Source organism: Streptomyces sp. NPDC012827, assembly GCF_042900905.1.
GTDB classification, from domain to species: domain Bacteria; phylum Actinomycetota; class Actinomycetes; order Streptomycetales; family Streptomycetaceae; genus Streptomyces; species Streptomyces gulbargensis.
In genome coordinates this window covers 1-26,791 of record NZ_JBIBBY010000010.1, presented here as the reverse complement: position 1 = coordinate 26,791, position 26,791 = coordinate 1, and the positions used below count along the sequence as shown (strand labels likewise).

The following is a 26,791-nucleotide window of genomic DNA, read 5'->3' as shown; positions in this document are numbered from 1 at the left end:
CCCGCGGCGCGCGCCTCGGGAGCGCTCACCACGTCACGGGAAGGGCGACCGGGCCGCGGTTGACGGTCCCGCGCCGCCACGCGAGGCGTTCGGGCGGGACGGCGAGGGTGAGCGCGGGGAAACGGGCGAGGAGGGTGGAGAGCATCACCTCGGCCTCCATGCGGGCGAGGGCCGCGCCCGCGCAGTAGTGGAGGCCGTGGCCGAAGGCGAGGTGCGGGGCCTCGTCCCGTTCGAGGTCGAGCCGGTCGGGGTCGGTGAAGACGGCGGGGTCCCGGTTGGCCGCGGGGTAGAAGACGTGCACGGCCTCCCCCGCGCGGACGGTGACGCCGCCGACCTCGATGTCGGCGGTGGCGATGCGGGGCATGCCGACGCCGTTGCGCTGCGGGACGTAGCGCAGGAGTTCCTCCACGGCCCGGGGTAGGCGGGACGGCTGCGCGCGCAGCTTCGCGGTCTGGTCGGGGTGGACGAGGAGCACGTACACCATGGTGGACACGATGTTCCGCACGGCGTCGAGGCCGTTGAGGGTGAGCATGACGGCGGTGGAGACGAGTTCCGGGGTGCTGAGCCCGCCGGCGGCGCGGGCGGCGGCGAGTTCACCGATGAGGTCGTCGGCCGGGTGCTCGGCGCGGTGCCGGGCGAGACCGGCGACGTAGGCGGCGATCTCGCCCTTGACGGACTCCGCCTCCGCCTCGGTGGTGTCGTGCCGCAGGACCGCCTCGCGCCAGGCGTGGACCCGGTCGAGGTCGGCGGCGGGCACGCCGAGGAGTGCGGCGACGACGGAGGCGGACAGGGGGCCGATGAAGGTCTCGGCGAGGTCGGCGGGCGGGCCCGCGTCCTCGAGCCGCGTGGCGAGGTCCCCGGCCCGTTCCTCGATGTGCGCGCGGAGCGCCCGCATGCGGCGGCGGGTGAAGGTGGGGGCGATCAGTTTGCGCAGGCGGGTGTGGTCGGGCGGGTCGGCACGGCCGACGCCGCCGGCCGGGGCGAGGGTGTGGGGGGTGGAGCTGGGGAGCGGCCGGCCGGCGGTGAGCGCGCGGCTCGTGCGCGGGTCGGCGGTGATCCGCCGGACGTCCTCGTAGCGGGTGACGAGCCAGGCGTGGCCCTCCCCGTACGGGAGGCGGACCCGGGCGACGGGCTCCTCGCGGAGCAGCCGGCGGGGCAGCGGGTCGGGTTCCGTGGCGGGCAGGGGTACCACGGCCCAGTCGTGGACGGGGCCGTGGTTCTCGGGTGCGGTCATGGGGCGGGGGTGGTCTCCTGCCTGCCTCCGGCGTCGTGCCGGAGGGGGGTGATCTGTTCGATGTCGTAGCGGACGCGGAGCCGTTCGACGGCCTCGTGGTCGACCTCGCCGCCGGAGCCGAGGATGTCCATGAGCTCCTCGAAGTACCGCTCGTGGTCGGGCGGGGGCGAGGCCTGGAACAGCATGCGGACCGGTTCGCCGGTGGGGTTGGCGAAGGCGTGCGGGCAGCCGGGCGGGACGAGGATCAGGGTGCCGGGGGTGGCGCGGACGGCGCGCTGTCCGGAGGCGGACTCCCACTCGCGCCAGCTGTCGGGGGTGCGGACGAGCGGTTCGAAGGCGAGGACGTCGAGTTCGCCCTCCAGGACGTAGAAGAGTTCCTCGCTGTGGCCGTGGGCGTGCGCGCCGACGTCGAAGCCGGGCGGGACGACGACCTCGAAGGTGGAGGCGGTACGGCTGTGCTCGCCGGTCACCTTGAAGGTGACGTGCTGGGCGGCGGTGGTCAGGGTCTTGCCGTGGCCGGGCGGGACGACGAGTCCGCCGGCCGGTCCGATGGCCGTGGCTGTCACGGGGTTCCGGTTCCTCTCACCAGGTGACGGGCAGGGTCTCGGGGCCCCGGATGAGGGCGCCGCGCTGCCAGCGGAGCTCCTTCTCGGGGACGGCGAGCCGCAGGTCGGGGAAGCGGGTCCACAGGGAGTCGAGGAGGATCTCGGACTCGATGCGGGCCAGGGCGGAGCCGGGGCAGTAGTGGGGGCCGTGGCCGAAGGCGACGTGCGGGTTGTAGGCGCGGTCGAAGTCGAGCCGGTCGGGGTCGGGGAAGACGTCCGGGTCGCGGTTGGCGGTCAGGTAGGAGACGTAGACGGGGTCCCCGGCGGGGATGGTGACCCCGCCGACCTCGACGTCCTCCATGGCGATCCGGGAGAGGCCGACGGCGTTGCGGTGCGGGATGTAGCGCAGGAGTTCGTCGACCGCCTGGGGCAGCAGCTCGGGTTCGGCGCGCAGCCGGGCGAGGTGGTCGGGGTGGGTGAGCAGCGCGAAGACCATGTTGGCGCTGTTGTTGCGGACGGCGTGGGCGCCGCCGATCTGGATGAGGACGGCGAGGCCGACGGCCTCGTGTTCGGTGAGCGTCTCGTCGTCGACGGCGTCGGCGAGGACGGCGGCGAGCGTCTCGCGGCCGGTTCCGTGGCTGCGGCCGATGAGCTCGGTGAAGTAGCGGCCCATGTCCGCCTTGGCCCGTTCGCTGGCCTCCCGGCCCGCGCCGGCGGAGATGATGGTGTCGGACCAGCGGGCCATCAGCGGCCGGTCGCCTTCGGGGACGCCCATGAGTTCGCTGACCATGGCGAGCGGGAAGGGCCGGTTGACCAGTTCCATGAGGTCGGCGGGGGCGCCGTGCTCCTCCACCTTGTCGAGGAGCCGGTCCATGACGGTCTGGGCGTGGTCGCGCAGCGAGCGCAGGGCGCGCGCGCTGAAGGCGCGGGCGACGACGCGGCGCATGCGGGTGTGGTCGGGCGGGTCGGCGAAGCCGACGGCGCCCTCCATGGGGATGAAGTGGGGCGCGAGCCGGGTGATGGAGCGGCCCCAGACGGCCTGGCGGCTGAAGCGCGGGTCGACCGAGACGAACTTGACGTCCTCGTAGCGGGTGACGAGCCAGGCGTGGCCCTCGCCGTTGGGCAGCCGGACGCGGGTGACCGGGTCCTCGTGCAGCAGGCGGGCGAGGAAGGGGTCGAACTCGAGCCCGGTGAGATCGGGAACGGCCCAGAAGTGGACCTGGGGGGTGTCGGCGGTGCCGGGGGCGGTGGTGGTCACGCGGCCGCCTCCCGGGGGGCGGGAGCGGCGGGGCGGCACAGGTGGGACATGGCGTTCGCTTTCCTTCGGGCAGCCGGGAGGACCCGCCCGTCGGGGGACCGGAGGCGGGGACCCGGGGCCGGGCGGCCCCGCTGGCTCCAGCCTTGCCCCCGCCGGGGCCCCCTTCCAGCCGAAGGGCGTAAAACCCACCCCAAGGTGTGATAGCGGGATGAATTCTTCGTCTGAAGGGGGCTCCGCCGGAAGCCGGGTCGCGCGGGGGCGGGGTTCGGCGCCGTCGGGTCGGAGCCGGCCGGCGACGGTCATGGGCCGGGCGGCGGGTCCGGCCGCCGCTCTCAGGCGCGCGGGCGGACCTCGACGTTCTCCAGGATGCCGACGGCGTCCGGGACGAGGATCGCGGCGGAGTAGTAGGTGGAGACGAGGTAGGAGATGATCGCCTTGTCGTCGATCCCCATGAAGCGGCAGTTCAGCCCGGGTTCGACCTCGTCGGGCAGTCCGGTCTGGTGGAGGCCGATGACGCCCTCGTTGTGCTCGCCGGTACGGACGGCGATGATCGAGGAGCTCTGCCGGTCGGTGACGGGGATCTTGCCGCAGGGCAGGATCGGGACGCCGCGCCAGGCCGGAATGTGGTGGCCGTCGACGTCCACGGAGCTGAGGGCGAGGCCGCGCTTGTTGCACTCCTTGCCGAAGGCGGCGATGGCGCGGGGGTGGGCGAAGAGGTACTGCGTGCCGCGGCGCATGCTCAGCAGGTCGTCGAGGTCGTCCGGGGTGGGCGGGCCGGAGTGCGTCTGGATGCGCTGGTCGTAGTCGGTGTTGTGGAGCAGGCCGAACTCGGGGTTGTTGACGAGTTCGTGCTCCTGGCGCTCACGGAGCTCCTGGATGGTGAGCCGCAGCTGCTGCTCGGTCTGGTTCATCGGCTGGTTGTAGAGGTCCGCGACGCGGGTGTGGACCTTCAGGACGGTCTGGGCGACGCTCAGCTCGTACTCGCGCGGCTTGAGTTCGTAGTCGGCGTAGGCGCCCGGCAGCGGGACCTCGCCGACGTGACCGGCGCTCAGCTCGATGGCGGCCTCGCCCGCCTTGTTGACCGGGCGGCGGAAGCCGTTGGTGCCGAGGCCCTGGACGTGGTCGCGGAGGTTCTCGTACTGCTCGGCGACGGCCAGGTAGGCGGTGCGCGGCAGGGCGAGGATCGTGGCCGCCGTGGTCGCGCGGGCGGTGAACTCCCACTTCCCGTCCCCGGCGAGGACCTGGCCGCCGAAGGTGTCGCCGTCGCCGAGGCGGCCGAGGACGGCCTCGTCGCCGTAGGGGCCGGTGCCGATCTTCTCGATCTTCCCGTGGGCGATCAGGTACACGTGGTCGGCCTTCTTGCCGGCGCTCACGATGACCTGGCCCGGCTCGTACTCCTTCTGGACGAAGCGGTCCGCGAGGGCGCCGAGCGCGATGTGGTCGTCGAAGCCGCGCAGCAGGGGGAGTTCGGCCAGTTCGGCGGGGATGACCTCGACCTTGGAGCCGCTCTTGACGAAGGTGACACGGCCGTCGCCGACCACGTACGACAGACGGCGGTTGACGCGGTAGACGCCGCCGGGGGTGTGGACCCAGGGCAGGGTGCGCAGCAGCCATCGGGAGCTGATGCCCTGCATCTGGGGCTCGGACTTGGTCGTCGTCGCGAGGTTGCGCGCGGCGGCGGTGCTGAGGCTGAGCTGGATCTGGCGGATCTCGGCGGCGGGTACGGGGGCCGGGGTGGCCGCCCGCCCGGTGTCGACCGACATGGGGTCTCCGTTCTGGGGCATGAGGGATCACAGGAGCGCGATCGTCACTCTTCGCGTCCACATGTAACGCACCGCAGTCTCCGCCCTTCGGGTGCGGCGCGTCCGAGCCGTAGCACCGGACGGCGGCGACCGCCCCTCGCGCGCCCCCCTGCGCTCCGCCGTCCGTGCGGCCGTACGAGCCGGGAAAACTCCTCCTCCCCTCTTGCCAAGCCCCCGGGCCCGCCGGATTTACTGGCCGGAAGGATCAACCGAATGATCGGTCGTCCGAGGTCGGGTCGGGATTCTCCGAGGTGAGGGAGCGACGCATGACGGATCTGCTGGACAGCGGCGAAAGGCTCGGGCGCGCGGAGCTGGAGGCGTTGCAGCGGGAGCGGCTGCGGGCCACGCTGCGGCACGCGTACGAGAACGTGGACTTCTACCGGCGCTCCTTCGACGCGGCGGGGGTCGGCCCGGACGACTGCCGCTCCCTCGCCGACCTGGCCCGCTTCCCCTTCACCACCAAGGCGGACCTGCGGGAGAACTACCCCTTCGGCATGTTCGCGGTGGCCCCCGAGCGGATCCGGCGCGTCCACGCCTCCAGCGGCACCACCGGCCTGCCCACCGTCGTCGGCTACACGGACCGCGATCTGGACACCTGGGCGGACGTGGTGGCCCGCTCGCTGCGCGCGGCCGGTGTCCGGCCCGGCCACAAGGTCCACGTGGCCTACGGTTACGGGCTGTTCACCGGCGGCCTGGGAGCGCACTACGGGGCCGAGCGGCTGGGCTGCACGGTCATCCCGGCCTCGGGCGGGATGACCGCCCGGCAGGTGCGGCTGATCCAGGACTTCCGGCCGGAGGTCATCATGGTGACGCCCAGTTACATGCTGACGCTGCTCGACGAGTTCGAACGGCAGGGCGTGGATCCGCGCTCCACGTCGCTGAAGGTGGGGGTGTTCGGGGCGGAGCCGTGGACGGAGGCCATGCGGAAGGAGATCGAGGAGCGGTTCGCCCTCGACGCGGTCGACATCTACGGCCTGTCGGAGGTGATGGGCCCCGGGGTGGCCCAGGAGTGCGTGGAGACCAAGGACGGACTGCACATCTGGGAGGACCACTTCTACCCGGAGATCGTCGACCCCTTCACGGGCGAGATGCTGCCCGACGGGGAGGAGGGCGAGCTGGTCATCACCTCGCTCACCAGGGAGGCCATGCCCGTGATCCGCTACCGCACCCGGGACCTGACCCGGCTGCTGCCGGGCACGGCACGGGTCTTCCGACGGATGGAGAAGGTCACGGGCCGCAGCGACGACATGATCATCCTGCGCGGGGTGAACCTCTTCCCCACCCAGATCGAGGAGATCGTGCTCCGGACCCCGGCGGTGGCCCCCCACTTCCAGCTGCGGCTGACCCGCGAGGGCCGGCTGGACCGGCTGACCGTACGGGTGGAGGCGCGGCCGGCCGCCTCGTCCGGGGAGCGCGCCGAGGCGGCCCGCGCGGTCGCGGCGGCCGTGAAGGACGGGATCGGGGTCACGGTCGGGGTCGAGGTGGTCGACCCGGGGACGCTGGAGCGGTCGGTGGGCAAGATCCGGCGGATCGTGGACCTGCGGACCTGAGGCGGCGGGGAACTCAGGACAGGGCGGTGTCCGCGAAGCGGTCGCGCAGCTCCCGTTTGAGGATCTTGCCGCTCGCGTTGCGGGGCAGCTCGTCCACGAAGAGGATCCGCTTGGGCGCCTTGAAGGGGGCGAGCTTCTCGCGGGCGTGGGTGAGGAGTTCGGCCTCGGTGACCTCGCCGCGCGGGATGACGACGGCCGTGACCGCCTCGATCCACCGCTCGTGGGGCAGTCCGATGACGGCCGTCTCGGCGACGGCCGGGTGGGTGTAGAGGGCGTCCTCGACCTGGCGGGAGGCGACGAGGACCCCGCCGGAGTTGATGACGTCCTTCACCCGGTCGACGATCGTGTAGTAGCCCTCGGCGTCCCGTACGGCGAGGTCGCCGGAGTGGAACCAGCCGCCGCGGAACGCCTCCTTCGTCTCCTCGGGCTTGCCCCAGTACCCGGCGCAGAGCTGCGGGGAGCGGTAGACGATCTCCCCCGGGGTGCCGTCGGGCACGTCCGCGCCGTGCTCGTCCACGAGGCGGGCCTCGACGTGCCGGACGGGCCGGCCGCAGGAGTCCATCCGTCCCTCGTGCTCGTCGGGGCCGAGGACCGTGGCGAGGGGCCCGATCTCGGACTGGCCGAAGCAGTTGCGGAAGGCGAGGCCGGGCAGGCGGGCGCGCAGGCGTTCCAGGACGGGCACGGGCATGACCGAGGCGCCGTAGTAGGCCTTCCGCAGCGCGGACAGGTCACGGTCGGCGAACTCCGGGTGGTTGGCGAGGGCGATCCAGACGGTGGGCGGGGCGAAGAGGCTGTCCGCGCGGCCGGCCTCGATCAGATCGAACAGGACGGCCGGATCGGGGCCGTCGACGATGGTGTTGTCGGCGCCGACGGCGAGGTACGGCAGCAGGAAGACATGCGTCTGCGCCGAGTGGTGGAGCGGCAGCGCGTGCACCGGCCGGTCGTCCTCGTGCAGGTCGAGGGCCTCGATGGCGCTCGCGTACTCGTGGACGAGGGCGCGGTGGGTCATCATCGCGCCCTTGGGCAGGGCGGTGGTGCCGGAGGTGTAGAGCAGCTGGGCGAGGTCGCGGGCGTCGCGGTCGGTGTCGTACGGCTCCGGGTCGGCGAGCGCGTCGAGAAGGGAACCCGGCGCGTCGCGGAGGACCTTGACCGGGAAGCCCGCGGGGACGCGGTCCGCGAGCGCGGGGTCGGCGAGGACGAGGGAGCTGTCCGACTGCTCCAGGACGTACGCGAGGTCGTCACCGGTCAGGTGGTGGTCGACCGGCACATGGATCAGGCCGGCGCGGGCGCAGGCGAGGAACGCGATGAGGTACGCGTCGGAGTTGTGGCCGTACGCGGCGACCCGGGCGTACTGCGGCAGACCGATGCCGTGGTGCGCCTCGCGCAGGACGGCGGCGGCGGTGGTCACGGCCGCGTCCAGCTCGGCGTACGTCCACGCGCGGCCGGCGTACCGGACGGCGGTGCGGTCGGGGACGCGCTGGGCGCTCATGCGCAGGACGCCGTCGACGGTCCGGCTGAGGAGTCGATCCATGCGGTGATCCTGGGCGGGGCCCGGCGGGAGGTCAAGTACCCGTCGGCGGAGCCGCGGTGGACGGTGGCGAGCGGGTGCGGGCGCCGGATGATCATTCCCGGCGCCGGCGAGCGCGGGATGTCCTTCTTGGGCGCCGGGGACCGAGCGGCCGGAGCGGGAAAGGTCAGGGACTGAAGGAGAGGAAGACGAAGGCGGCGAAGATCGCGAGGTGGACGCCGCCCTGGAGCAGCGTGGCCCGTCCGGGCACCACGGTCAGGGCGCTCACCGCGCCGGTGAGGACCAGCAGCACCAGGTGGAGCGGGCCGAGCCCGAGCACGAGGGGGCCGGACAGCCAGATCGAGGCGAGCGCGATCGCCGGGATCGTCAGGCCGATGCTGGCGATGGCGGAGCCGTAGGCGAGGTTGAGGCTGGTCTGGAAGCGGTCGCGGCGGGCGGCGCGGACGGCGGCGAGGGTCTCGGGGAGGAGGACCATCAGGGCGATGACGACGCCGACGACGGCCTTGGGCAGGCCGGCGGACTGGACGCCGTCCTCGATGGTGGGCGAGATCAGCTTGGCGTTGCCGACGACGGCGACGAGGGCGAGCAGGAGCAGGCCGACGCTGAACCAGGTCTCGCGGGTGCCCGGCGGGGCGGCGTGGTCGTCGCCCGAGTCGTGGCCGGGGCGGGGGACGGGGAGGAAGTAGTCGCGGTGCCGGACGGTCTGGACGCCGACGAACACCCCGTACAGGCAGAGGGAGGCGACCGCGGCGAAGGCCAGCTGCGGGCCGGAGAACTCGGGGCCGGAGTGGCTGGTGGTGAAGGCGGGGAGGACCAGCGTCATGGTCGCCAGGGTGCAGACGGTGGCGAGCGCGCCGCCGGAGCCCTCGGCGTTGAAGACGGCGACCCGGTTGCGCAGGGCGGCGACGAGGAGGGAGAGGCCGACGATGCCGTTGCACGTGATCATGACGGCGGCGAAGACGGTGTCGCGGGCGTAGGTGGAGGTCTTCTCGCCGCCCCCGGCCATCAGGGTGACGATGAGCCCCACCTCGATGACGGTCACGGCCACGGCGAGGACGAGCGAGCCGAAGGGCTCTCCGACGCGGTGGGCGACGACCTCGGCATGGTGGACCGCGGAGAGGACGGCGGCGATCAGGCAGACGGCGACGAGTCCGACGGCGAGGCCCGGTAGGTCCCGCCCCCAGGCGAGGCCGAGGGCAAGCGCGGCCACCACCGGCCCCCAGGTCGTCCACTGCCGGGTCAGCGCCGTCGTACTCGAACTCATGATCCGCATCTTGCCATATACGGCTTTTCGCCGGTTCGTTCCACGACAGGCCGCGCCGGACCGAGCGGGTCCCGACGGTTCGTCAGATTCTGGGGCGTGCCGCGTCCTTCCCCGCCCGGGCCCGCTCCGGTAGAAAGTTTCAGATCTTCCCTGAGTGACCGGAGTTTTCTTTCAACTGGGCAGTGGGAGAGGGTGGACGATGACGGAGGAGTCCAGGACAGGCCGGGGCCCGAGCCGCCGCGCCTTCGGCGGCGGGGTGCTCGCCCTGGGAGGTGCGCTGATGATCGGTGCGATTCCGGGGGCCGCGGCCGCCCCGGGACCGGGGCCGGGCCCGGCCCGGCGGACCACCCTGCGGCACGGCGGCGCCGAGCGTGCCGGTCTCCTGCGGGAGCACCTGGACCGGCTCGTCGCCGACGCCGAATCCTTCCTGCGGCCTTCGCCCCGGCGTCCCTGGTACGCGGGGGCCGTGCTGCTCGCCGGACGGGGCGGGACCGTGGCCCTCCACCGGCCCCTCGGGAAGGCCCTGCGGTACGCGCGCTACGACGAGACGACGGACACCGGGGTGGAACTGCCCCCGGAGGAGCAGATCCCGATGACCGCGGAAACGGTCTTCGACCTGGCCTCGGTCTCCAAGCTGTTCACCTCGATCCTGGCGGTGCAGCAGATCGAGCGCGGGGCGCTGCGCCTGGAGGAACGGGTCACCGCGTACCTGCCGGAGTTCGGCGGCGGCGGGAAGCAGGACGTCACGGTACGTCAGCTGCTGACGCACACCTCGGGCTTCCGGGCGTGGCTGCCGCTCTACAAGGAACCCACCCGCGAGGGGCGGCTGCGGCTCCTGTGGCAGGAGGTCCCGGCCCACCCGCCGGGTTCCGCGTACCTCTACTCCGACCTCAACCTGATCACGCTCCAGCTCGTCCTGGAGGAGATCACCGGCCGCGGCCTGGACGCGCTGCTCCACGACGAGATCACCGGACCGCTCGGCATGCGCCGCACGCGTTTCAACCCCCCGCCCTCCTGGCGGCCGGGGATCGCCGCCACCGAGGACGCCCGGCGTCCCTGGTCCGGGCTCGACCGGGGCCTGGTGTGGGGCGAGGTCCACGACGAGAACGCCCACGCCTTCGGCGGGATCGCCGGCCACGCGGGTGTCTTCTCCGACGCCTGGGACCTCGCCGTCCTGGCCCGCACCCTGCTCAACGGCGGGGCGTACGGCCGGGCCCGCGTCCTCACCCCCGCCTCGGTGGAGCTGATGTTCACCGACTTCAACACCGCCTTCCCCGGCGACGAGCACGGGCTCGGCTTCGAACTCCACCAGCACTGGTACATGGGCGCCATGGCGACGCCCCGCACGGCCGGACACACCGGTTTCACCGGGACGAGTCTCGTCCTGGACCCGACCACCGACGCCTTCCTGATCGTGCTGGGCAACTCCGTGCACCCGGTGCGGTCCTGGCGCTCGGGGTCCGCCCCGCGCGTCGCCGCCGCGAACGCCCTGGCCCGGGCGGTCCCGGTGCGCCCCGCCCGGGGCCGTACCGCCTGGTTCTCCGGCATGCGCGGGCCCGCGACCGCGCTCCTCACCCTCCCGCCGGTGCCCGGCGGGGCCCGGCTCGCGTGCGCCCTGTGGTGGGACACCGAGCCGGGGGCCGACCGGGCGGTCCTGGAGGCCTCGGCGGACGGCGGGGCGACCTGGACACCGGTGCCCTTCACGGCGGTACGGGCCGGGGAGCCGCCGCGCCCGTACCCCTCGGGCACGGTGAGCGGCTGGTCGGGGCGGGTCTGGTACGACGTGACCGCCGACCTCCCGGACGGGGCCCCCGGCCCCCAGCGGCTCCGCTGGCGGTACACGACGGACCGGCTGTACGTGGGCCGGGGCGTGTACGTGGACGGGCTGCGGGTCCTGGACGCCTCGGGCCGCCCTCTCTTCGACGAGGCCCGCCCGGCCGACGGGTCGCGGATCGAGACGGACGGCTGGACGCGCTCGGCCGACTGACGGGCCGGCAGGCGGCGACCGGGGCGGGCGGTCCGGTGGAACCGGCGCTCCCCCCGGCAGGTCCCACCGGGTCGAGGGAGCGGGCCGCACTACGATGCGCGGGACCGCCGGCGCCGGCCGGCTCGCGCGGGGTGCCCCGCACCCTCCGCCCCGCCCTCCGTCGCCTCCGTCCGCGTCCCGAGGTGTGCCTCCGTGCTGTCCTTCCTCCCGTGGCGCCCGCGTGGCGGGCGCCGCTCCGCACCGTCCGTCCCGCCGTACGCGCTCGCCCTGACGCTCCTGGCCGCCGCCCTGGCGCCGGTGGTGACGCCACCCGCACCGGCGGCGGCGGTCACCGCGCCCCCGACGGTCACCCCGTCGACGTCCACCACCCCCTTCAAGGCGCGCGAGCACTACTTCTGCACGCGGGTCCCGGCGCTCGTCACGACACCCGCCGGGGTCCTCCTCGCGTTCGCCGAGGGCCGGGACCGGGACCCGGCGACCGGCTGTCACGACGTCGGTGACACCGATCTCGTCCTCAAGCGGTCCCTGGACGGCGGGAGGACCTGGGACGCGGAGCCCACGATCGTCGTCGGGGCCGGCGACGAACTGGCCCACGGCAATCCCGCGCCGGTCGTGGACGCGGTGACCGGCCGGATCACCCTGCTCCACTCCAGCGGCGACTGGAACCGCGACCGGGCCGCGCCGCGGCGCGCCGGTTTCGACCGCACGGTGTTCGCCGTCCACAGCATGGACGGCGGTCTGACCTGGGGACCCCGCACGCACCAGCCGCAGCTCGACCGCCCCCACTGGTCCTGGGTCTCGACCGGCCCCGGCCACGGCATCCAGCTGGTCCGGGGGAAGCACCGCGGCCGGCTGGTGGTGGCCGGTGACCACCACGGCGGCGGGAAGGCCGGCGGCCAGCTCTACCTGAGCGACGACGGCGGGCTCACCTGGGCGCTCGGCGCCGTCTCCGACGTGGCCGACACGGGCTCGTACCCCGGCGAACCGGCGATCGCCGAGACCACCGACGGGAACATCCTCGTCAACGCCCGCAACTCCGAGCCCACGCGCTGCCTGACGGACGCTCACCGGGTGGGCACCACCGCCACCGGCGGCGGAGCCGCCTTCGCGGCGCCCTTCGCGCCGGTGGCGGACCTGGACACCTCCCCGGTCTTCGGTTCGCTGCTGCGGCTGCACGCCCGGGACCTCGACGGCAGGCCCGACCGGCTGCTGTTCTCCGCCGGTTCCCGGCTCGGCCCCCACACCCTGGAGGACCGCCGCGAGCTCGCCGTCCGCTCCTCCACCGACGAGGGGAGGACCTGGCGGACCGCGGGCACCCTGGTCTCGCCGGCCCGTACGGGCTACTCGGATCTCGCGCTCCTCCCGGACGGCTCCCTAGGCGTCCTGTACGAGACCGGTGCGCACATCCCGCACGGCAGCGTCGTCCACACCTCCTTCACCGAGAAGGCCATGGACGAGGCGCGGACCGAACTGCGCCTTCCGCGCACCTCCGACACCCGCGAGCGGCCCCCCGGCGAGCGCCCCCACCACGCGCTCGTCCACGGCGGGGCCCGGCTCGGGACACGCCTGGGCGGACGGGCCCTGGAGCTCGACGGACGCGACGACCACCTGCGGGTCGTCTGCTCGCCGCCCCTGCGGGTCGACGGGCCCGGCCGGGCCGGGGACTTCACCGTCACGGCCTGGTTCCGGCACACGGCCGGCACGGGCACCCTCCCGATCGTGTGGGCGTACGGCGCGCCGGTCCCCGGGGCGGCGCGGACGGTCCGGCACTTCTCGGTCCGGGCCGAACCCGGGACCGGTGTGCTGCGCGCCACGGCCGGGACGGACGCCGGCACGACGGAGGTGACGCTCCCCTCCGCGTACGGTGACGGCGCCTGGCACCATGTGGTGCTCACCCGGCGGGGCCTCACCCTGGGGCTCGCGGTGGACGGCGGGGCTCCGGCCGCGGCCGTGATGCCGGCGGGTCAGGAGCCGGACGACACCTGGGTGACGCCCGCCGGGCAGTTCAGCCTCCACATCGGGGCCCGGCCGGACTTCCCCGACCGGCCGCCGGGGGTGACGGAGCTGTTCCGGGGCGCCCTCGACGACGTCCGTCTCTTCGGGCGGGCGCTGAGTCCGCGGGAGGCGGCGCGGGTCAGGGCCGGCTCCCTGGACGTGGCCGTGGCCGAGGAGCGCCTTCGGCTCGGCTTCACCACGCTCTGGTAGCGGCCCCGCGGGCTCAGTCCCGGGGAGCCGCCGCCCGCTCCAGCGCCGCCAGGACCGGGCTGATCAGCGGGTGGTCCTCGGCGCCCCGGCGGACCGCGGCGAAGACGCGCCGCGTGGGGGCGACGCCGTCCACCGGCCGGATGTCGACGTCCGTGAGGTCCATGCCGCGCAGGGCCGAGCGCGGCACGAGCGCCACGCCGGCCGCCGCCGCGGCGAGCGCGACGACCGCCCGGAAGTCGTCCGAGACATGGTCGAAGCGCGGGGCGAAGCCGGCGTACTCGCAGGCGAGGACGGTCACGTCGTGGCAGGGGTTGCCGGCCGACTGGCCGATCCAGGGGTCCCCGGCGAGGTCGGCGAGCGCCACCCGCTCACCGCCCGCGAGCCGGTGGCCGGGCGGCAGGACCGCGTCGAAGGGCTCGGCGTAGAGCGGGACCCGGGTGAGCCGGTCGCCGCCCTCGCCGGGGGCGCCCCGGTACTCGACGGCGACCGCCACGTCGACCTGCCGGTCGAGGACCATGAGCAGGCTCTCGTCGCCTTCGGCGTCCCGTACCCGGACCCGGATGCCGGGCGAGGTGCGGGCGAGCGCCGCGATGGCCGGGGCCACGACGAGCCCGATGCCGGTGGCGAAGGCCGCCACCGTGACGGTGCCGGCCTCGCCGGAGCCGTACGCCGCGAGTTCGGCCTCGGCGCGTTCCAGCTGGGCGAGGACGGCATGGGCGTGTCCGAGCAGGATCTCGCCCGCCGGGGTGAGCCGGGCGCCTCGGGCGCTGCGGTCGACGAGCCGGTGTCCGGTCTCCTGCTCCAGGGCGGCGAGCTGCTGGGAGACGGCGGAGGGGGTGAGGTAGAGCGCGGCGGCCGCCGCCGTGACCGTGCGGTGGTCGGCCACCGCGCGGAGGATGTGCAACCGCCGTGCTTCGATCATGCCCCTAGTCTCGCAGGCCGCGCGGCCTGCTCCTTTCGCTGCGCCGGCTCCCCGGCGGCCGTCAGCCGCGCAGGGCGGCGCGGGCGGCGACGAAGGCGTCCACGGCCCGGTTCACGTCCTCGGTGGAGTGGGCGGCGGAGAGCTGGACGCGGATGCGGGCCTGGCCCTGCGGCACGACCGGGTACGAGAAGCCGATCACGTACACGCCGCGCTCCAGGAGCAGCTCGGCCATGCGGCCGGCCTCGGCGGCGTCGCCGATCATGACGGGGGCGATGGCGTGGTCGCCGGGGAGGATGTCGAAGCCCTCCTCGGTCATGCGGGAGCGGAACAGGGCGGTGTTGGCGTTCAGCCGCTCGCGCAGGTCGCCGGCGGACTCCAGGAGGTCGAGGACCTTGAGGGAGGCGGCGGCGATGACCGGGGCGAGGGTGTTGGAGAAGAGGTACGGGCGGGAGCGCTGGCGCAGCAGGGCGACGATCTCGGCGCGGGCTGCGACGTAGCCGCCGGAGGCTCCGCCGAGGGCCTTGCCGAGGGTGCCGGTGATGATGTCGACGCGGTCCATGACGCCGTGCAGCTCGGGGGTGCCGCGGCCGCCGGGGCCGACGAAGCCGACGGCGTGCGAGTCGTCGACCATGACCATGGCGTCGTGGCGCTCGGCCAGGTCGCAGATCTCGTCGAGCGGGGCGACGTACCCGTCCATGGAGAAGACGCCGTCGGTGACGATCAGCTTGCGGCGGGCGCCGCCCTCGGTGGCCTCCTTGAGCCGCTGCTCCAGCTCGGCCATGTCGCGGTTGGCGTAGCGGAAGCGGCGGGCCTTGGAGAGGCGGATGCCGTCGATGATCGAGGCGTGGTTGAGGGCGTCGGAGATGACGGCGTCCTCGGGGCCGAGGAGGGTCTCGAACACGCCGCCGTTGGCGTCGAAGCAGGAGGAGTAGAGGATCGTGTCCTCCTGGCCGAGGAAGGCCGAGAGGCGGGCCTCGAGCTCCTTGTGGACCTCCTGGGTGCCGCAGATGAAGCGGACGGAGGCCATGCCGTAGCCCCAGCGGTCGAGCGCCTCGTGGGCGGCGGCGATCACCTCGGGGTGGTCGGCGAGGCCGAGGTAGTTGTTGGCGCAGAAGTTCAGGACCTCGCCGGGGCGGCCGCCGGCCGTGACCGCGACGGTCGCGGACTGGGGGGTGCCGATGACCCGCTCGGGCTTGTGGAGTCCGGCCTGCTCGATCTCTTCGAGGGTGGCGCGGATGGAGTCGCGTACGGAATCGAACATGGGTCAGGCTCCCGCATTCCAGTCGAGGATGATCTTGCCGCTGCGGCCGGAGGCGGCGTCGTCGAAGGCCGCGTCGAAGTCGGTGTAGGAGTAACGGCCGGTGATGACCGGGGCGAGGTCGAGGCCGCCCTCCAGGAGGACCGACATCGCGTACCAGGTCTCGAACATCTCGCGGCCGTAGATGCCCTTGATCGTGATCATGGAGGTGACGATCTTGGCCCAGTCGACGGCGAAGTCCTCGCTCGGCAGGCCGAGCATGGCGATCCTGCCGCCGTTGGTCATGTTGGCGACCATGTCGCGCATCGCGTGCGGGTTCCCGGACATCTCCAGGCCGACGTCGAAGCCCTCCTTGAGGCCGAGGGTGCGCTGCCCCTCGGCGATGGACCGCTCGGCGACGTTGAGGGCGAGGGTGACGCCGGTCTTGCGGGCCAGGTCGAGGCGCTCCTCGCTGACGTCAGTGATGACGACGTTGCGGGCGCCGGCGTGCTTGGCGACGGCGGCGGCCATGATGCCGATGGGGCCGGCGCCGGTGACGAGGACGTCCTCGCCGACCAGCGGGAAGGAGAGGGCCGTGTGCACGGCGTTGCCGAAGGGGTCGAAGATCGCGGCGACGTCGAGGTCGACCGGGACGCGGTGCACCCACACGTTGGAGGCGGGCAGGGCCACGTACTCGGCGAAGGCGCCGTCGCGGCCGACGCCGAGGCCGACGGTGGCGCGGCAGAGGTGGCGGCGGCCGGCGAGGCAGTTGCGGCACTTGCCGCAGACGAGGTGGCCCTCGCCGCTGACCAGGTCGCCCACGGCGACGTCGGTGACGTCACGGCCGACGGAGACGACCTCGCCGACGAACTCGTGGCCGATCGTCAGCGGGGTGTCGATCGTCTTCCGGGCCCAGCCGTCCCAGGAGCGGATGTGGAGGTCGGTGCCGCAGATACCGGTCCGCTTGACCTTGATCAGGACGTCCGAGGGGCCCGTCTCCGGCTCGGGAACGTCCGTGAGCCAGAGTCCCGGCTCCGCCTTCAGCTTGACCAGTGCCTTCAATGCCACGGCTCCCGACGTGTGTGTCCTGTGATGTGCGGGGCGGGCACGGCAGCGCACCCTTGATCCCGGGAGGAAATCTTCCTCACCCGGGGCCGCGGGTCCATCGAGGTTTTCTTAAGCGCGCTCGCAGATCAGCTTCACGCCCCCGGTGGGAGGGATGCGGCGTCAACGTCCGAGGACCGCCATCGCCGCGTTGTGGCCGGGGATGCCGCTCACTCCGCCGCCCCGGACGGCGCCCGCCCCGCAGAGCAGGACGTTGGCGTGGCCGGTCCCGACGCCCCAGCGGCCGGCGCCCTCCCGCGCGTACGGGAAGGAGAGGTCGCGGTGGAAGATGTGGCCGCCGGGGAGGCGGAGTTCGCGTTCGAGGTCCAGGGGCGTCCTCGCCTCGACGCACGGCCGGCCGTCGGCGTCGCGCGCGAGGCAGTCGGCGAGCGGTTCGTCCAGGTGGGTGTCGAGCCGGCCGAGCGTCGCCGCGAGAAGGGCGGCGCGGGCGGCGTCGTGGTCGGCGGTGAACAGCCGGGCGGGGGTGTGGAGTCCGAAGAGGGTGAGGGTGTGGTGACCGCGGGCGGCCAGGTCCGGGGCGAGGATCGTGGGATCGGTCAGGGAGTGGCAGTAGATCTCGGACGGCGGGGCGGTGGGCAGGCGGCCGGCGGAGGCCTCGGCGTGGGCGGTGGCGAGCTGCTCGTACCCCTCGGCGACGTGGAAGGTGCCGGCGAAGGCCTCGCGCGGGTCGACGGAGCGGTCACGGAGCCGGGGCAGGCGGGTGAGCAGCATGTTGACCTTGAACTGGGCGCCTTCCGGGGACGGCGGGGGCGTCTCGCCGAGGAGTTCGGCGAGGTGCCGCGGTGAGGCGTTGACCAGGACGTGCCCGGCGGCCGCGGTGGCCTCCGTGCCGTCGGGGGTGCGGTACGTGACCTCGGCACGGCGGCCGTCGGTCTCGACGCGGGTGACCTCGTGGCCGGTGAGGATCGTGGCCCCGGCGGCGCGGGCCGCGTCGGCGAGGGCGTCGGTCAGGGCGCCCATGCCGCCGACGGGGACGTTCCAGTCGCCGGTGCCGCCGCCGATCACGTGGTAAAGGAAGCAGCGGTTCTGGCGGAGGGAGGGGTCGTGGGCGTGGGTGAAGGTGCCGATGAGGGCGTCGGTGAGGACGACCCCGCGCACCAGGTCGTCGGTGAAGGCGCGCTCGACGGCGACCCCGAGGGGTTCTTCGAACAGCGTCCGCCAGGCCTCGGGGTCGTCCAGCCGGGCCCGGAGCTCGGCGCGGGTGGGGAGCGGTTCGGTGAGGGTGGGGAAGATCCGGCGGGCGGCGCGCCCGGTCCGGCCGTAGAACTCCCGCCAGGCCTCGTAGGCGCGGTCGGATCCGGTGAGCGCGGCGAAGGAGGCGCGGGTCCGTTCCTCTCCCCCGCCGACGAGGAGGCCGCCGTCACCGTGGGGCGTGTACGAGGAGACGGGCCGTTTCCGGACGGCGAACCGCAGCCCCAGGTCACGGACGATCTTCTCCGGGAGGAGCGAGACGAGGTACGAGTACCGGGAGAGCCGCGCGTCCACCCCGGCGAACGGCCGGGTCGACACGGCGGCCCCGCCGGTGACGTCCAGCCGCTCCAGGACGAGGACCGTCCGCCCGGCGCGGGCCAGGTACGCGGCGGCGGTGAGGCCGTTGTGCCCTCCGCCGACGACGACGGCGTCATAGGCGCGGGATCCGGCGTGGCCGCCGGGGCGGGGTGCGCGGTCGGTCATGGCTCATGGTCACACGGGGCGGGTCGCGGCAGAAGGGGGCGGGGCGTCGTGCGGGCGCGTCTCCCCGGGGAGGCCGGGCCGCGGTCGCGTCGCGCGGCGCCGGGGTGCCGTTCCTCGTCGTCACGGACCTGGTCCGCCCCTCGGTGCCGGCTCCGGTCCTGTCGCGGTGGTGACCCCCTGCCGCGAACGGTGGTTCCGGGTGGCCCGTGGGAGCGGGGGGTCGGCCGGGCGGGAGCGGTCACCCTCCGGTGGCAGGTGCCACCGCCGGTTCCGCCCTGACAGCGGCGGTTCCTCGCGCCCTCGCCCGGGAGGCCGTACGGGGACGGCCCGTTCGTCCGGCGGCGGGGACCGTCATCCCGGTGGCGGGGTGGCCGCTCGGTGGAGGAGGGTGGCGGCTTCGGCGGGGCGGCCGAGGCGTTCCAGGCAGTGGGCCTCGTCGGCGAGGGCGGCGAGGGTGTCGGGGTGGGCGGGGCCCAGGACCCGGGTGCGGACCTCCGCGACCTCGTGGTGGGCCGTCAGGGCCTCGTCCCAGCGGCCGAGACGGCCGAGGGCGACCGCGATCTCACGACGGCTGAGGAGGGTTTCCGGGTGCTCGGCCCCGAGGGCGGCGGCGCGGGCCGTGTGGACCTCCCGGGAGGCGGCGAGCGCCTCCGTCCAGCGGCCGAGGCGGCCGAGGTTGACGGCGAGGACGTGGCGGGCGCGCAGGGTCTCGGGGTCGGCGGGGCCGTGGAGGCGGGTGCGCGCCTCGGCCACCTCGCGGCAGAGCGCCAGAGCGTCGGCGGCCTGTCCGAGGCGGCCGAGGCAGACACCGGTCTCGTAGCGGGCGGTGAGCGTGTCCGGGTGGTCCGGGCCCAGCGCCTCGGCGCGGGCTTCGGCCACCGCCCGGTAGTGGACGAGAGCCTCCTCCGCGCGGCCCAGCCGCGCGAGGGCGTACCCCACCTCCTGGCGGGACTTCAGGGTGTCGGGATGGCCGGCGCCGAGCAGCCGGGCCCGGGCCTCGGCGACCTCGGCGGCCGTGCGGTACGACTCCTCGGCGCGGCCGAGCCGGCCGAGGGTGACGGCCAGGTTGTGGCGGCAGCGCAGGGTGTCGGGGTGGTCGGCGCCCGCCGTGCGCTCGCGGGCGGCGAGGACCGCCGCGTACCGCTCGTGGGCCTCCGCGTGCCGGCCGAGGCGGCCCAGCGCGTACGCCCGCTCCTGGTGGGCGGCGAGGGTGTCCGGGTGGTCCTCACCGAGGACGCGGGCGCGGGCGGCGGCGACCCGGTCGAAGGCGGCGAGGGCGTCGGCCGGGCGGCCCAGGCGGGCGAGGGCGAACCCCACCTCGTACCGGCTCGCCAGGGTGTCGGGGTGGTCCTCGCCGAGGACGAGGGCGCGGTGGTCGGCGACGGAGCGGTGCACCTCCTCGGCCTCCTCCCAGCGGCCGAGGCGCCCGAGACCGATGCCGGCCCGGTACCGGCCGGCGAGTACGGCGAGCAGCTCCGCGGACGGGGCGGTGGCGGGACCGGCGGCCGGTGCCGGGCGGGGGCCGGCGGTGGTCCATGCGGTGGTGAGGACGGCGGCGGCCGCGTCGTGGGCGTCGGTGTGCCGGGCGGTGGCCTCGGCCGGCCGGTGACCGCCGGTCAGGTTCCGCGCCCAGGCGGGCACGCCGGCCCGGGGCGGGGCGGTGGCGGGGCGGGGCACGGTCGCCACCGCGGCGGGGGCCGGGTGCGGCGCCGGGACGGGGACCGGGTGCGGGCCCGGCACCGTACGGCCGATGACGATGCGGCGGCGCAGGTCGCCCGCGTCGGACGGCCGCTGCTCGGGGGCCTTGGCCAGCAGGTCGAGGACGATCCGGTCGAAGTAGTCGGGCAGTTCGGCCCGGTGCGTCCTCGGGGGGCGCGGCTCGGTGTCCCGGTGGCCGATGAGGATGGCCCACGAGTCCCCGAGGTCGAAGGGCGGGGCGCCGGTGGCCAGCTCGTACAGCACGCAGCCGAGCGAGTAGAGGTCGCTGCGGTGGTCGATCTCGCCGCCGCCGATCTGCTCCGGGGACATGTAGTGGGGTGTCCCCATGGCGATGCCGGTGCCGGTGAGCCGCGAGGTGAAGCCGAGGTCGGCGTCCAGGCGGGCGATGCCGAAGTCGCAGAGCTTCACCGTGCCGTCGCGCAGCCGCATGATGTTGGCGGGCTTGAGGTCGCGGTGCACGATGCCGTGGCGGTGGGTGTACGCGAGGGCGTCGGCCACCTGGTCCGCGATGTCCACGACGTCCTGGACGGGCAGCGGACTCTGCGCGTTGGCGGCGAGGAGCTGGCTGAGGTTGCGGCCCTCCAGGAGTTCCATGACGAGGTAGAGCACGCCCTCGGCCTCGCCGAAGTCGTGCACGACGGTGATGCCCCGGTGCTGGAGGGCGGCGGCGACCCGGGCCTCGCGGCGGAAGCGCTCCCGCACGACCCGGTGGATCTGCGGGTCCTGGTGCGGGGCGAGCGGTTTGAGGCACTTCACGGCGACCGAGCGCCCCAGTGCCTCGTCGGTGGCGCGCCACACCTCGCCCATGCCGCCGCGCCCGATGACCTCGTGCAGCCGGTACCGGCCCTGGATCAGCCTGCTGTCCCCCATCGCGTGCCGTCGCCCCCGTCGATTTCCGTGCACCTCCCCGGCCCGACCAGTATGGCCGCCGGTACGGACAGTGTGTACGGGGCGGGTGTCGGCCGTTCGGGTCGGGGGCGCCCGGCCGCCGTGCGGCCCGGGCGCGGCAGGCGGACGGCGCCCGCCGCGCCGGTCAACGCGGTCCGATGGCCCACCTTTGCACCTGTCTGTAACGTTTCGCCCGGAGTACGCCTTCGCGGAGACGGGAGCAGGAATGACCGGTGGACCCGAACCCATGAGTGCCGACGCCCGCCGGGCGTTCGAGAGTGAACTCGCCGATCTGCGGGCCGAGCGGGAGAAGGTGGCCGCCACCCTCAGGGACGGCGGGGGCGACGAGCCGGGCGACCGCGCCGACCAGGCGGACGAACTGCGGCGCGCCGACCTGCTCGACCGGATCGACGGCCGGATCACCGAGATCGGTGACCGGCTGCGCGAGGCGGCCGTGGCGGGGCCGCCGGACACGGACGCGGTGGGGGTGGGCAGCACCGTGACGGTGCGGTTCGCCGACGGCACGCGGAGCACCCTCCGGGTCGGCGAGGTGGCCGGGACCCCCGGCGCGGCGGCGGTCACCGCCGACAGCCCGCTCGGCCGCGCGCTCCTGGGCCGCAGGGCCGGTGACACCGTCTCGTACGACACCCCCGAGGGGCCCGGTTCTGCGGTCGTCGAGTCTCTGGGCGGCGCCCGCGGCGCCTCCTGACGCGCCGTGGGGGACGACACGGGCGCGGGGCGGCGGGTGGCCCCCGCCGGGGCGGAGGCGCGGCGGGCCGGGGAGGCCGACCGCAAGGGCGGCCCGGGGCACACCGTTCTCATGGCGTTGGCCGTCGCCGTGCCGGTCACCGAGGTGGCGTACACGGTCGGCGGCGGCGACGCGCTGCGCGACGTTCTCGTGGGCATGGAGCCGGGCAACTGGCCGGACGTCCTGATCGGCATGATCATCACGGATCCGCTCCTCGGATCGGTGCTCGCCGTCGTGGTGTCGCGGGTGGTGTTCGCGCTGTTCGCCGCCCGGGGCGCGGTGCCGGTGGGCCGGGGCCCCGGGCGGACCCTGCGACGGGCGGCCCTCACGGTGGTCAACCCGCTGGCGGTGGGCGTGATCGACGCCTGCTTCTTCGGCCCGTGGTGGGGGCTCGCCACGGGGCTCGTCGCGTACGCCCTGCGGCAGGGCGTCGTCGTGGAGTACCGGACCGGGCGGCGGCATCCGCACCGCCCCGGTGCCGGCTCCGGCGGGCCCCACGGCTTCCGGGGCGACTACCGGCCGCCGCTCTGGCTGCGGCGGGCCGCCGGGGTCGAGTGGTGGGTGGCGCTCTGCCTGAGCGTCGTGGTCCTGCCCGTCCTGGCCTTCGCGTCGGCGCTGGACGGACAGGCGTGGACGTCGATCGTGGAGTGCCGGGTCACCGCGGGCACCCGGACCGGGAGCGCCCGCCTGATCGAACTCGGCCGCAAGGGCGACGGAGTCGTCGGCTGGAACCTGGACGACCGGGAGATCTCCAACGGCCAGGCGTGCACGGCCACGGAGAGCCGCACCGTCCGCGCGCCCTGGTGGCGCTCCGGCTGAGACTCCGGGCGCCGCCGCCGGTCGTCCACAGCCGCCGTGAACCCGCTCCCCGCGCCGCGCCGTCATCGCGGCGGCGGCACCGCTTCGTACAGCCCCGGATCGCCCCCGTCCGCGGCACGCCTTCCGCCCCGCCGCGGACGGGGTGGGGCTCGACACGGCCGGTCCGCTGTCGCGTCGGGCACCCGCACCACGGGGCGCAGGGAACCGGACCGGTCTCCACCGGCTCCCCGGACCGTGGCCGCCCCCCGACCACACGATCGGCCCTTCCTCCAACGCGGCCCGCATCCGCCATGGATACTCCGACAAGAACATTGCAGATCCGAGCCTCACAGCCCTACGGTGTCGCACATGCAGCCTCCCATCCCGGGGCGGGCCGTCGGCCTGCCGGGTGTCCGCGCCCGACCGGCGCGCCACCCGGCGGACGCGGACAGGCACACGGTCCACCGCGGCGCGAGCGAGCCGCGCGACCGCGCCTGACCACCTTCACGCCGTACCGGGAGGTGGCGGCCGTCGGCGCGACCGGCTCGCCTCCCCCCCTTTCTTTCCGCCGCCTCCTCAAGGAGTTCCGACCCTCATGTCCCGTCCCCTCACCCGAGGCCGTACCGCCGCCGTACTCGTCGCCGCCCTGCTCGCGCCGCTCACGGCCTGTGGCGGCGACGGCGCCGGGAAGGCCGCGGGCGGTGCCACCGGCTCCGCGCCCGCCGCGCAGCTGACGGTCCTCGCCGCCGCCTCCCTCACCGACGTCTTCGAGACGGCCGGCGCCGCGTACGAGAAGTCGCGTCCGGGCACGAAGCTGACGTTCTCCTTCGCCGGCTCCCAGGAACTGGTCGCCCAGGTCTCCCAGGGCTCCCCCGCCGACGTCCTCGTCACCGCCGACACCAAGAGCATGGACAAGGTGCGCGCGGACACCGGCACGCCCACGGTCATCGCGAAGAACCGCCTGGTCATCGCCACCGCCGAGGGCAATCCGCACCGGATCGGCGGTCTCGGGGACCTCGCGGCCCCCCGGCTCAAGGTGGTCCTCGCCGCACCCGAGGTCCCGGCCGGCAAGTACAGCGAGAAGATCCTGAAGGCGCAGGGGATCACGGTGAAGCCGGTCTCCCAGGAGCCCAACGTGCGGGCGGTGCTGAGCAAGGTGGAACTCGGCGAGGCGGACGCGGGCCTCGTCTACCGCACCGACGCGGCCGGAGCCGCCGACAAGGTCGACGCGGTGGAGATTCCCGACGGGCAGAACGCGGTGGCGCAGTATCCGGCCGCCGCTCTGAAGGGCTCGCGGAACGGCGAGGCGGCCGCCGCCTTCGTCGCCTGGCTGGCCTCTCCGGCAGGTCAGAAGATCCTCCAGGAGGCGGGCTTCCAGAAGCCCTGACCGCACGCCCCTTCCGGGGGCGGGCGGTCAAGCCCCGGGCACGGCCCGGGGCTTCGCTGACAAGAACCGGGGAACGGCCCTCAGGGCAGGAGTTCGTCCATGGAGGCGCGCCGCCCCTTCTCGGCCATGCGGCGCTCCGCCCACGCGAGGTTCTTGGGCGTCACGTCACGGCCGGAGGCGAGGACCAGGTCCTCCGCCGTGAAGTCGCCCTCGGAACCGGCGTGCAGCAGCCGGTCGGGCGTCGGGCTGTCCCCCGCCGTCGTCTTGTCGGGCTCTGCGTTCATGCCGCCTCCTCCGTAGTAGTCCGGCACTGGCCATTGTCGGCTCCGGCCCCCGGGACCGCATCCGGGACCGGTGGCGGCCGTACCCGGCCGCGTCGGCGGCGTGTCGGCACGGTGTCGGCGGCCCCGGGGAGAGTCGCGGTGTGCCCCGGATCCCCCGGGGCACCGCGACCCCCGACCCCGAGGAGCCCCATGTCCACGCCCGCCTCTCCCTCCCCGTCCCCGGCCGGGGAGTCCTCCCTGCCGCTCCGACGGCTGCGCGTCACCGGTGTCACGCGCCCGACCCCGCGCACCGTGCGTCTCACCCTCGCCGGACCCGGCCTGGACCGGCTCGTGCTCGCCGGACCGGACCAGCAGGTGAAGCTGTTCCTCCCCAAGGAGGGCCAGGCCGAGCCGGTGCTGCCCGAGCCCGGTCCCGACGGCGACGTCATGCGCTGGTACGCGGCCTACGCGGCGCTCCCCGAGGCCCAACGGCCCTGGATGCGGAGCTACACCCTGAGCGCTCACGACCCGGCGGCGGGCACGGTCGACGTCGAGTTCTTCCTGCACGGCGGGGAGGAGGGGCCCGCCACCCGCTGGGCCCGGCGGGCACGGCCCGGCGACGTGCTCGGCATGTTCGGCCCTTCGGCGGACTTCGCGGTGCCCTTCGACACCGGGGCGGGCGACTGGACGCTGCTGTACGCCGACGCCTGCGCGCTGCCCGCGCTGACCACCGTGGTCGCCGCGCTCCCGGCCGGCCGGACCGCCCTCGCCCTCGTCCAGGTGCCGGACGCCGCCGAGGAGCGGCCGCTCCCGTCGCCCGCGCGGCTCACCGTGCGCCCGCTGCGGGACGGCGACTCCCCCGTGGAGGCCCTCCGGGCCGCCGCGCTGCCGCCGGGCCGGCCGCACGCCTGGCTGGCCGGTGAGGCCTCGGTGGTGCGGGACCTGCGCCGCCACCTCGTACGGGAGCGGGGGGTCGACCGGCGCGCCGTCCACTTCACCGGGTACTGGCGGCGCAGCCTCGCCCAGGACGCGGCGCCGACCCCGGAGGACCTGGCCGAGGCCCGGGAGCGCCTGGCCGACGCGCGCGAGGGGGCCTGAGCCGGGCGGGCCCGTTCCGCTCAGACGGCGGCGGTCCATCGCCTGAGCAGCTGGACCGCCTCCGGGACGGTGAGGGCCGCGCCCTCCTCGTGGAGGGCCGTGTACGTCTCCGGCGGCAGCGCGGCGCGCACGGCCTCCTCGGCCCTGGCCCTGATCGCCGTCTCCGTCCGCGTGGTGAAGGGGCGGAACCCGCCCGCGCCCGGGTCGCCGCCGTGCGCGTCGTACGCCCCGAGGAGCCGCGCCCCGTCCTCGGCGCCGCCCGGCAGACCGTGCCCCGCGCGTGCCCAGGCGGCGGTCGCGAACTGGGTGACGACCAGGTAGGGGGCGACCAGGTGGGCGAGGCTCTCCATGTCGTCCACGGCCCGCGCGAGCCGCTCCCCGGCCCGGCCGTAGGCCCCGTCCAGGCAGTCGAGCCACGCCCGCATGCCGCCGAGCAGACCCCGGACAAGTCCGGGGGTGAAGTCGCCGAGCTCGCCCTCGACCCGGGTGAGCTGGTCCTGGGCGAGGGCGGTCCGCCCGGTGTGGCCGTAGTGCTCGGCGAGCAGCATCCGGCCGGTCCCCGGGGCTTCCGCCCCCCGGGCGGCGGCCTCCTCGGCGGCCTCGGCGAGCATCCGTTCGGCGGCCTCGTCGCCGTCGGGCCGCAGCCGGAGCCGTACGGCCGCGAGGCGGGCGCGGAAGCCGGGCACCTGGGAGTGGGCGCCGGCGCGGGCGGCGGCGTGCACGGCCCGCTCGAAGTCGTCGGCGGCCTCCTGGAGCCGCCCGGCCCGCTCGTACGCCTCGCCGCGGGCCGCGAGGGACTCGGCGATCCCCCACGCGTCCCGGGCCTCCTCGAAGAGGGCGAGCGCCTCGCCGGCGTCCTCGGGGCCCCGGCCGAGGAGTTTGGCGCGCATGAGGAGGGCGAAACCCAGGTCCCAGTGCGGGGCGTGGGCGCGGCAGGCCTCGACGACGAGCCCCAGGGTCTCGTCGAGCGTCCGGAGCCCGCCGGTCATCAGCCGGGCGAAGTACCACATGGTGCCGGGCTGGCGGCAGGTCTGCGGCAGTCCGGGCGGGTAGGCGGCGACGACGGCGTCGAGCCGGGCGCGGTTGCCGGGGCTCTCCAGGGCGGTGGCGCCCTCCCCGCCCTGGACGGCGAGGGCGTAGAGGTGGGCGCCGCGCCGGGCCTCCCTGAGCCGTTCGCCGCTCCACGGGGGCGGTACGTCGGTGCACCGTCCGTCGACGGGGCGGGCGGTCCTGACGGGTTCGCGGAAGGGGTCGGGGCCGAGGCGGCAGGCGGCGGCCGCCCAGGTCCGGGACTCGGCCTGGTGGCTGCGCAGCTGCCAGAACCAGCTGAGCGCGTGGACCAGGCAGAGGGTCTCCTGCTCGTCGGCGAGGGCGACGGCCCGGCCGAGGGCGGTGCGCAGGTTGCCGTGCTCGCGCTCCAGCGTCCGCAGCAGGTCCGCCTGCCGGGGGCCGCGCAGCTCCGGCTCGGTGGTGCGGGCGAGTTCCCGGTAGTACGTCAGGTGACGCCGCTCCGTCGCGGACCGCTCCCCCGCCTCGTCCAGCCGCTCCCCCGCGTACTC

The 26,791-nt window shown here is 74.9% G+C and carries 20 protein-coding genes and 1 pseudogene; 8 read left to right on the top strand and 13 right to left on the bottom strand.

Going from position 1 to position 26,791, the window contains the following annotated elements:
* Nucleotides 1-25: 25 nt before the first annotated feature.
* The 4 genes from ACFY60_RS21885 to ACFY60_RS21870 form a co-directional block, all read right to left on the bottom strand.
* A complete protein-coding gene (locus ACFY60_RS21885) occupies nucleotides 26-1,234 on the bottom strand; it encodes a cytochrome P450 (RefSeq protein ID WP_388613464.1) in 1,209 nt (402 codons plus the stop codon).
* Complete coding sequence (locus tag ACFY60_RS21880) at nucleotides 1,231-1,800, bottom strand: cupin domain-containing protein (RefSeq protein ID WP_388613466.1); 570 nt, start codon at nucleotides 1,798-1,800, stop codon at nucleotides 1,231-1,233. The genes ACFY60_RS21885 and ACFY60_RS21880 overlap by 4 nt, the downstream gene beginning before the upstream one ends.
* 16 nt (nucleotides 1,801-1,816) lie before the next feature.
* The gene (locus ACFY60_RS21875) at nucleotides 1,817-3,037 is read right to left on the bottom strand and encodes a cytochrome P450 (RefSeq protein ID WP_388613468.1); all 1,221 of its coding nucleotides are present in this window, start codon (nucleotides 3,035-3,037) and stop codon (nucleotides 1,817-1,819) included.
* A 332-nt stretch (nucleotides 3,038-3,369) separates the two neighbouring features.
* Nucleotides 3,370-4,800 carry a family 2B encapsulin nanocompartment shell protein gene (locus tag ACFY60_RS21870; protein ID WP_388613469.1) on the bottom strand — a complete coding sequence of 477 codons (1,431 nt, stop codon included), beginning with the start codon at nucleotides 4,798-4,800 and terminating at the stop codon, nucleotides 3,370-3,372.
* 305 nt (nucleotides 4,801-5,105) lie between these two features.
* On the opposite strand from ACFY60_RS21870, the gene paaK reads away from it, so the two are divergent.
* Nucleotides 5,106-6,389: a phenylacetate--CoA ligase PaaK gene (gene paaK, locus ACFY60_RS21865; RefSeq protein WP_388613471.1), complete on the top strand. Its 1,284-nt coding sequence runs from the start codon at nucleotides 5,106-5,108 to the stop codon at nucleotides 6,387-6,389.
* A gap of 13 nt (nucleotides 6,390-6,402) precedes the next feature.
* Here paaK and ACFY60_RS21860 read toward each other — a convergent pair whose 3' ends face one another.
* Nucleotides 6,403-7,920: a fatty acyl-CoA synthetase gene (locus ACFY60_RS21860; protein ID WP_388613472.1), complete on the bottom strand. Its 1,518-nt coding sequence runs from the start codon at nucleotides 7,918-7,920 to the stop codon at nucleotides 6,403-6,405.
* A gap of 163 nt (nucleotides 7,921-8,083) precedes the next feature.
* Entirely contained in the window at nucleotides 8,084-9,181 is a 1,098-nt protein-coding gene (locus ACFY60_RS21855) for a calcium:proton antiporter (RefSeq protein WP_388613474.1), read from the bottom strand.
* Nucleotides 9,182-9,380: 199 nt separating this feature from the next.
* On the opposite strand from ACFY60_RS21855, the gene ACFY60_RS21850 reads away from it, so the two are divergent.
* Nucleotides 9,381-11,168, top strand: a complete 1,788-nt coding sequence (locus ACFY60_RS21850) for a serine hydrolase (protein ID WP_388613476.1) — start codon at nucleotides 9,381-9,383, stop codon at nucleotides 11,166-11,168.
* Nucleotides 11,169-11,360: 192 nt separating this feature from the next.
* On the top strand, nucleotides 11,361-13,373 hold the full coding sequence (locus ACFY60_RS21845; RefSeq protein ID WP_388613477.1) for an exo-alpha-sialidase: 2,013 nt from the start codon (nucleotides 11,361-11,363) through the stop codon (nucleotides 13,371-13,373).
* A gap of 13 nt (nucleotides 13,374-13,386) precedes the next feature.
* Here ACFY60_RS21845 and ACFY60_RS21840 read toward each other — a convergent pair whose 3' ends face one another.
* The 5 genes from ACFY60_RS21840 to ACFY60_RS21820 form a co-directional block, all read right to left on the bottom strand.
* Nucleotides 13,387-14,295 (bottom strand): LysR family transcriptional regulator, encoded by a 909-nt coding sequence (locus tag ACFY60_RS21840; RefSeq protein WP_388613479.1) that lies wholly within the window; start codon nucleotides 14,293-14,295, stop codon nucleotides 13,387-13,389.
* 61 nt (nucleotides 14,296-14,356) lie between these two features.
* Entirely contained in the window at nucleotides 14,357-15,556 is a 1,200-nt protein-coding gene (locus ACFY60_RS21835) for a glycine C-acetyltransferase (protein ID WP_388613481.1), read from the bottom strand.
* A gap of 3 nt (nucleotides 15,557-15,559) precedes the next feature.
* Entirely contained in the window at nucleotides 15,560-16,594 is a 1,035-nt protein-coding gene (gene tdh, locus ACFY60_RS21830; protein ID WP_388613513.1) for an L-threonine 3-dehydrogenase, read from the bottom strand.
* A 165-nt stretch (nucleotides 16,595-16,759) separates the two neighbouring features.
* Nucleotides 16,760-18,331 carry a phytoene desaturase family protein gene (locus ACFY60_RS21825; protein WP_388613482.1) on the bottom strand — a complete coding sequence of 524 codons (1,572 nt, stop codon included), beginning with the start codon at nucleotides 18,329-18,331 and terminating at the stop codon, nucleotides 16,760-16,762.
* A 351-nt stretch (nucleotides 18,332-18,682) separates the two neighbouring features.
* Entirely contained in the window at nucleotides 18,683-20,920 is a 2,238-nt protein-coding gene (locus tag ACFY60_RS21820) for a tetratricopeptide repeat protein (RefSeq protein WP_388613484.1), read from the bottom strand.
* Nucleotides 20,921-21,164: 244 nt separating this feature from the next.
* Between ACFY60_RS21820 and ACFY60_RS21815 the strand changes: the two genes are divergently transcribed.
* The 4 genes from ACFY60_RS21815 (at nucleotide 21,165) to modA (ending at nucleotide 23,871) form a co-directional block, all read left to right on the top strand.
* A complete protein-coding gene (locus ACFY60_RS21815; RefSeq protein WP_388613485.1) occupies nucleotides 21,165-21,647 on the top strand; it encodes a GreA/GreB family elongation factor in 483 nt (160 codons plus the stop codon).
* 6 nt (nucleotides 21,648-21,653) lie between these two features.
* A complete protein-coding gene (locus ACFY60_RS21810) occupies nucleotides 21,654-22,505 on the top strand; it encodes a hypothetical protein (RefSeq protein WP_388613487.1) in 852 nt (283 codons plus the stop codon).
* 348 nt (nucleotides 22,506-22,853) lie between these two features.
* Nucleotides 22,854-22,982: a hypothetical protein gene (locus tag ACFY60_RS21805; protein ID WP_388613489.1), complete on the top strand. Its 129-nt coding sequence runs from the start codon at nucleotides 22,854-22,856 to the stop codon at nucleotides 22,980-22,982.
* Between the two features lie 97 nt (nucleotides 22,983-23,079).
* Nucleotides 23,080-23,871, top strand: coding sequence for a molybdate ABC transporter substrate-binding protein (gene modA, locus ACFY60_RS21800; RefSeq protein ID WP_388613490.1), 792 nt, complete (start codon nucleotides 23,080-23,082; stop codon nucleotides 23,869-23,871).
* Nucleotides 23,872-23,951: 80 nt separating this feature from the next.
* Here modA and ACFY60_RS21795 read toward each other — a convergent pair whose 3' ends face one another.
* Entirely contained in the window at nucleotides 23,952-24,155 is a 204-nt protein-coding gene (locus tag ACFY60_RS21795; RefSeq protein WP_345283182.1) for a hypothetical protein, read from the bottom strand.
* 189 nt (nucleotides 24,156-24,344) lie between these two features.
* On the opposite strand from ACFY60_RS21795, the gene ACFY60_RS21790 reads away from it, so the two are divergent.
* A complete protein-coding gene (locus tag ACFY60_RS21790) occupies nucleotides 24,345-25,232 on the top strand; it encodes a siderophore-interacting protein (protein WP_388613492.1) in 888 nt (295 codons plus the stop codon).
* 20 nt (nucleotides 25,233-25,252) lie between these two features.
* Here ACFY60_RS21790 and ACFY60_RS21785 read toward each other — a convergent pair.
* Nucleotides 25,253-26,791, bottom strand: a pseudogene (locus ACFY60_RS21785) (AfsR family transcriptional regulator); the annotation flags it as partial.